6 protein-coding genes are annotated in these 6,057 nt (G+C 63.6%); 2 read left to right on the top strand and 4 right to left on the bottom strand.

Going from position 1 to position 6,057, the window contains the following annotated elements:
• Window positions 1–262 precede the first annotated feature (262 nt).
• Window positions 263–748, top strand: a complete 486-nt coding sequence (locus ACVOMF_RS20330) for a CcdC protein domain-containing protein (protein ID WP_481510880.1) — start codon at window positions 263–265, stop codon at window positions 746–748.
• A 136-nt stretch (window positions 749–884) separates the two neighbouring features.
• Here the strand turns inward: ACVOMF_RS20330 and ACVOMF_RS20325 are convergent, their stop codons facing one another.
• Entirely contained in the window at window positions 885–2,039 is a 1,155-nt protein-coding gene (locus tag ACVOMF_RS20325; protein WP_481510879.1) for a PQQ-dependent sugar dehydrogenase, read from the bottom strand.
• A 161-nt stretch (window positions 2,040–2,200) separates the two neighbouring features.
• On the opposite strand from ACVOMF_RS20325, the gene yiaA reads away from it, so the two are divergent.
• Window positions 2,201–2,638 carry an inner membrane protein YiaA gene (gene yiaA / locus ACVOMF_RS20320; protein WP_481510878.1) on the top strand — a complete coding sequence of 146 codons (438 nt, stop codon included), beginning with the start codon at window positions 2,201–2,203 and terminating at the stop codon, window positions 2,636–2,638.
• 42 nt (window positions 2,639–2,680) lie between these two features.
• Here yiaA and ACVOMF_RS20315 read toward each other — a convergent pair whose 3' ends face one another.
• The 3 genes from ACVOMF_RS20315 to ACVOMF_RS20305 all read right to left on the bottom strand — a co-directional run bounded on the left by ACVOMF_RS20315 (window position 2,681) and on the right by ACVOMF_RS20305 (window position 5,674).
• Entirely contained in the window at window positions 2,681–3,973 is a 1,293-nt protein-coding gene (locus tag ACVOMF_RS20315) for a dicarboxylate/amino acid:cation symporter (protein ID WP_481510877.1), read from the bottom strand.
• 52 nt (window positions 3,974–4,025) lie between these two features.
• The gene (locus ACVOMF_RS20310) at window positions 4,026–4,757 is read right to left on the bottom strand and encodes a L,D-transpeptidase family protein (RefSeq protein WP_481510881.1); all 732 of its coding nucleotides are present in this window, start codon (window positions 4,755–4,757) and stop codon (window positions 4,026–4,028) included.
• Between the two features lie 68 nt (window positions 4,758–4,825).
• The gene (locus tag ACVOMF_RS20305; protein ID WP_481510876.1) at window positions 4,826–5,674 is read right to left on the bottom strand and encodes a MurR/RpiR family transcriptional regulator; all 849 of its coding nucleotides are present in this window, start codon (window positions 5,672–5,674) and stop codon (window positions 4,826–4,828) included.
• Window positions 5,675–6,057 lie beyond the last annotated feature (383 nt).

Genomic DNA, 6,057 nt, shown 5'->3' with positions numbered 1-6,057 from the left:
TGCTCGGCAGGGGCTCTACCGGTAAGGCTTCTGCCGAGCATGGCTCGGCACTACGCTCCCTCCCTTGCGCCGCAGGCGTAGGGGAGGGTTGGGGAGGGGTTGGCTTTTGAAGCATTGCCGATAAAGCCTCTGCCGAGCATAGCTCGGCACTACAGGTGGGGCTATACCGGTAAGGCCGCTGCCGAGCATGGCTCGGCAGTACGATGTCTGGTTTATTGTCAGCTTCGCGGCTTACGCCGCTCCTACAACACGGGGACGCTTCATGCCTGCAGCATTGCCTGTCTACATGCCTTGGTTGATGACGGCTGGTTTCGGTTGGTTGTATTACCGGCGCATCCGTCGCCATTTCGGATGGCAACCGTGGCGGCCGGTTCGCAATGGCATCCGCATCGGCATCCTGTCGTTGGTGAGTGCTGCGCTGGTAGCTGCGGCGATATATATCCCGCATGTCGCGTGGGGAATTGTTGCCGGCGCAGTCGCCGGGCTTGGACTGGGCGTGTTCGCACTCAAACACACGTTGATCAGTCCACGCGATGGGCGTGCCGGCTATACGCCGAATCCGTGGATCGGCGGTGGCTTGGCGTTGTTGCTGGTCGGACGTTTGGCCTGGCGCTGGTATGGCGGTGCTTTCAGCCAGGGCATGGGGCCGGGCATGGGCAACGCCAGTCCGTTGACCTTGGCGTTGGCGGCGGCCTTGATCAGCTATGGCCTGGTGCAGGCGATAGGTTTGGCGATACGCCTGCGCTGATGTAGGTAGTGCCGAGCCATGCTCGGCAAGGGGCATTGCCGATAAGGCATCTGCCGAGCATGGCTCGGCACTACAGGTGGGCTTTACCAGCAAAGCCCCTGCCGAGCATGGCTCGGCACTACAGGGGCCTGAAGCTTTAGCCTGCTTTCGGCGTCAGCTTCAACAGCTTTGCGTTGGCGCCATCTTCCAGTAGCCACAGCGCGCCGTCCGGGCCTTGCTCCACTTCGCGGATGCGGTTGCCCATGTCAAAGCGCTCGGCTTCGCGGGCCTTGTCGCCATCAAAGGCGACGCGCACCAGCGACTTTGACGACAGTCCGCCAATGAAGCCGCTGCCCTGCCACTGCGGGAACTGCTTGCCGTTGTAGATGATGAAGCCGGCCGGCGAGATCACCTGGCGCCAGGTCACCACCGGGGCGATGAACTCCGGGCGGGTGTCGTGATCGGGAATCGGGCGGCCGTCGTAATGATCGCCATTGGAGACGATCGGGTAGCCGTAGTTGCCGCCGCGCTGGATCAGGTTCAGCTCGTCGCCGCCCTTCGGGCCCATTTCGTGTTCCCACAGCTTGCCGTTGCCGTCGAAGGCTAGACCCAGCACGCTGCGGTGGCCCAGCGACCATACCTGGTCAGCCGGTGAGCCCTGTGCCACGAACGGGTTGTCGGCCGGCACGCTGCCATCGTCGTTGAGGCGGATGATCTTGCCTAGGTTGGTCTTCATGTCCTGCGCCGGGTCGAACTTCTGCCGCTCGCTGGAGCTGATCCACAACTTGCCATCCGGGCCGAAGGCGAGGCGATGGCCGTAGTGGCCGCGGCCGGTGACCTTGGGCGTCTGCCGCCAGATCACCTGCGCATCGCTCAACGTGCCACTGCCATCGGCGTTCAATACCAGCTTGGCGCGGGCGACGGCGGCACCACGGGTGTCGTCCTCGCCGTCTTCGGCGTAGCTGTAATAGACCAAGCCATTGCTGGCGAACTGCGGATGGGCCAGCACGTCACCAAAGCCACCCTGGCCGCCGTAGGCCACGGTCGGGACGCCGCCGATGTTGCCGCGCTTGCCGCTGGCCGGGTCGAAGTGGACCAGTTTGCCGTCCTTTTCGGTGATCAGCAGGCTGCCATCGGGCAGGAAGGTCATGGCCCAGGGCTCGTTGAAGCGGGCTGCCTCGGTGGCGGTGAACGGCCATTGCGCTGCCTTTACTGCGGCCTCTGCGGCCGGGTCGGGATCAGCGGCGCAGGCGCTGGTGAACAGGGCGGGGGCCAGGGCCAGGCTCATGCTGAGCAGGAGGGTACGGGGCATGGAGGTCTCCGGGTGCGGGATGCGATACCAGTGCAGGGTTGTACACCATGGCGGCCGATGCTGTCCGTTCGGGGGATGGGAGTGGCGCGCGGAATCGCTTACCGTAGCCGCCGAGCGCCCGTGGAACTGGGCCCCCTGCATCCACCAAAAAAGGAGTTTTCATGATCAAACAACAGATCAATCGCCCCTCCGCCGCGTTCATCGCGTCCGCATGGACGGCATTGTTGCTGGGGGCGGTGGCGTACCTGGTTGGCCTATTCAACGCCGAGATGCTGCTCAATGAAAAGGGCTATTACCTGACCCTGCTGCTGTTTGGCTTGTTCTCGGCGGTTTCGCTGCAGAAGAGCGTGCGCGACCGCCTGGAGGGCATCCCGGTAAGCAGCCTGTATTACAGCCTGTGCTGGTTTGCGCTGCTGTGCGCGTTGTTGCTGCTGTTGGTTGGCCTATGGAACGCGACTCTGCTGCTCAGCGAGAAGGGTTTCTACGGCATGTCGTTCGCGTTGTCGCTGTTCGGTGCTGTCGCCGTGCAGAAGAACACCCGCGACGTGATGGCGGCCGACGCTGCCTACGGCACGCCGCCGCTGCCGCCGCAGGAATGATGGAGCACCACTCCCGCCGATGGCGGGAGTGGTTGCAGGCAATCAGCTGTCGCTGGTCTGGTCCTGCTCCGGATGCTGGGCCATGTGCCGGGCGACGATGCCGGTTGCGGTGACGCCGCCAGTCGCGTTGCCGATGGTGCAGAACACATCGGGAATGGTATCCACCGCCAGCAACACGCCCAGCGGTTCCACCGGCAGGCCCAGGCTCTGGGTGATCGGCATGTTGTTGGTCATGAAGTTGGCTTGGCCGGGCAGGCCAGTCGAGCCCATGCTGATCGCCGCCGCCAACAGCACCGCCACTGCATATTGCGAGGCATGCACGTCGATGCCGTACAGCCAGGCGATGAAGCTGGCCACGGCGATGTACTGCGCCGGGCTGGTGATGCGGAACAGCGACACCGCCATTGGCAGCACCAGCGAGGTTAGTGCCGCCGGGTAGCCAAGGCGGTTGCGCGCGCTGTCGATCATGGCCGGCAACGATGCCAGCGAGGACTGCGTGCTGCCGGCAATCACCTGTACCGGCACCAGTGCCCGGGCAAAGCGGCCGAACGGTTCGCCAGCAGCGAAGCGGGCAACCAGGTACAGCAGCAGGGTGATCAGGATGTAGATCACGCACATCAGCACGATGTAATAGCCCAGCACGCCGATGATGCTCATCCCAACTTCGGCGCAGACCACGAACACCAGCGCGAACACGCCTACCGGTGCGGCCCACAGCACCCAGCGCACGATGGTGATCATGGTGTCGGCGATGATGCGGATGATGTCCAGGATGCGGTCGCGGCGCTCCGGCTCCTGCCGGCTCAGCGCAAAGCCGAAGAACATGGCAAAGGCCACCAGCGGCAACATCGCACTGGAGGCGGCGGCAGCCAGCGCGTTGCTGGGAATCAGCGAGCTGATCCACTGCGCGGCACTCAACGGCGTGGCTGCGGTTGCCGGCGAACGTAGTGCATCGCGGAAGGCCTGGATGTTGTCTGCATCGCGCGGCAGCAGGTCCAGCAGGAACGGGGTGATGACGGCCGAGAACGCCGCCGAGCCAACCAGCAGGATCAGGAACACGATGATCGCATTGCGCGCCGTGCGTCCCGATGCCGCCGCATTGCTGGCGGTATTGACGCCAACGATGACCAGCGCGGTAACCAGCGGTACCACCGTCATCTGCAGGGCATTGAGCCAGAGCCGGCCGATTGGCCGCAATACGTCGGCGATCTTCAGTGCGAGCGCCTGGTCATAGGCGGTCAGCGTCAGTCCGACGATGGCGGCCAGCACCAGCGCGATCAGCACCTTGACCGGCGCGGAGACCTTGGAAGATTTTGCGGGTGCGCTGTCGGTCATGAAGAGAAGGCTTGGCTAAAGGAAGGGAAGATGCCCGGAACCGGACAAATGCTCAACGGGGAGTTTCTGGAAGTGCGGGCAAGCCCCAGCTGCGCTGCAGGCGTTGGTACTCGGCATCGGGCAACAGCACGAACAGCGGCTTGGCCTCGGGTGACAGCCATTCCAGCAAGGCTGACATGCGTTGCGGCTCCATCGCGGTGCAGCCGGCGGTCGCCTCGCCAGGCTGGCGCCACAGGTGGGCGAAGATGCAGCTGCCCTGGCCGGGCACCGCAGCGGGGTTGTGCTCGATGACGAAGCCTTCGCGGTAACGACGGTCGCCGTTGTTGTGCAGGTCCAGGCGCATGGCCTCGGTCGAACCCTTGACTGCGGCTTCGCCGACCTTGGCGGCATCGACGATCTGGTTGTACAGCGGCGAGGCCGGTACATCCATGCAATAGCTGCTGGCCAGCATCGGCTGGTAGGGCATGGCGCTGCTGATGTGCTCGGCATAGCCGAAGGCCGGGCCGATGTTGAAGATGCCAGCCGGGCTGCGGCCATCACCTTCGCGCTTCTGCGGGCCATCTGTCTGTTGCGGATGCACGCCTATGCCCCAGGCGCTGCCGCTACGGCCGAGGCTGACATCGAAGCCGGCATCGTGGGCCTTCCAGCCGCCGGCGGTGCGTTCAAAGGCCTGCAGGTGGGCGTTGGTCGCGTCCCAGTTGGGTGTGGTGACGACGATCAGTTGGCGGGCACTGTGTACTGGAGTAGCGAGCGGTGCGGCGATGCTGGCCGGGGCGATGACCATCAACACGCAGCCCAGCAGGTGTCGGAAGTTACGTTGGAACGAGATGAGCATGGCGACGGTTCCCGTGGTCAGATGTCGATCAGGTGCTGGATGCGTTCCTGGTTCAATGCCAGTTGCCGTTGCCGATCAGGATTGGTCTGGCACAGCAGCACGAACACAAAATCCAGCAGGTATTGCAGCGAACTGCGGTAGAGCAGCTGCGCGATGGGGGGCTGCGGGTCGTGTGCGCAGATGGCCAAGGAGGCATCTGCATGCGCGCGTAGCGGATTGGCGGTATGGCGGGTAATCGATACCACTTTGCCGCCGACTTCCTGGAACTGCCGCGACAACTGCCACAGCTGCGGCAGCTTGCCGAACTCGGAGAACACCAGCAGCACGTCGCCGGGACGGGCGGCGGAGAGGTTGGCGGTCATCAGGATGGGATCGGCCTGCTGCACGGTGAGGATGCCCAGCAGCGACAGCCGCATGGCGAACTCACGCGCGTACAGACCGTCATCACCGAGCCCATAGATGAAGACCTTTGGGGCGTCGTCGATCAAAGCGATGACGTCTTCGACGTCGGCCTGCGGGTTGGCCGCCATGGTTTCTTCTTCGGCAGCGGCTTTGGCACGGCGCAGGGTTTCGGCAACCAGCAGGTAGCCGCCGGGTTGGTCCTCCGGCGGCCAGCTGGTGCTTTCGCCATTGCCGGCAGCGGCGACGGCGGCGCCTACCGAGTATTTCAAGTCTGGATAGCCTTTGAAGCCGAGCTTCTGGCTGAACTTGACCACGCTGGATTGGCTGATATCCAGGGCATTGGCGAGCTGCTGCGAGGAGTAGTCGCGCAGCAGGTGTGCGTTGTCGAGGATGAAGTCGGCGATGCGCCGTTCGATGGCCGACATCTGTTCGCGTTCGGAGCGGATTTTTACCAGAGGTGGCATGGGCGTATGGGTGTTTATCTGCTGAAGACTTTAAGGGATTGCGTTGAAAAGAGGAGCGTAGCTGCTGCTTTGGCTGTTGCTTTGGCTGTTGCTCCATAGCCCCTCTCCTGCGAAGCGGGAGAGGGGTTGGGGTGAGGGCGCTTTTTGCTTGTGCTGTTGCTTCAGCTTTTGATCTACCAGGTCCCCTTCCGCAGCGACGGAGCTGGCAGACAAGACCCCGAACGGGGCGACGCACAAGGATGTGCGTCGTTTTTTGACGATACAGGGATGTATCGTCGAAAAATCCTGCCAGCGGAGTGAACCTGGAGCGCGTAGCGCGGAAGGCGCGTAGGCAGGGTGTACCTGACCAGCCATTCGGTTGTTGAAAAGGCGTCTCTTTGGGC

The organism is Stenotrophomonas sp. STEN022 (assembly GCF_056760155.1).
Note: the sequence above shows the minus strand (reverse complement) of the source record. Positions and strands in the feature narration are given on the sequence as shown.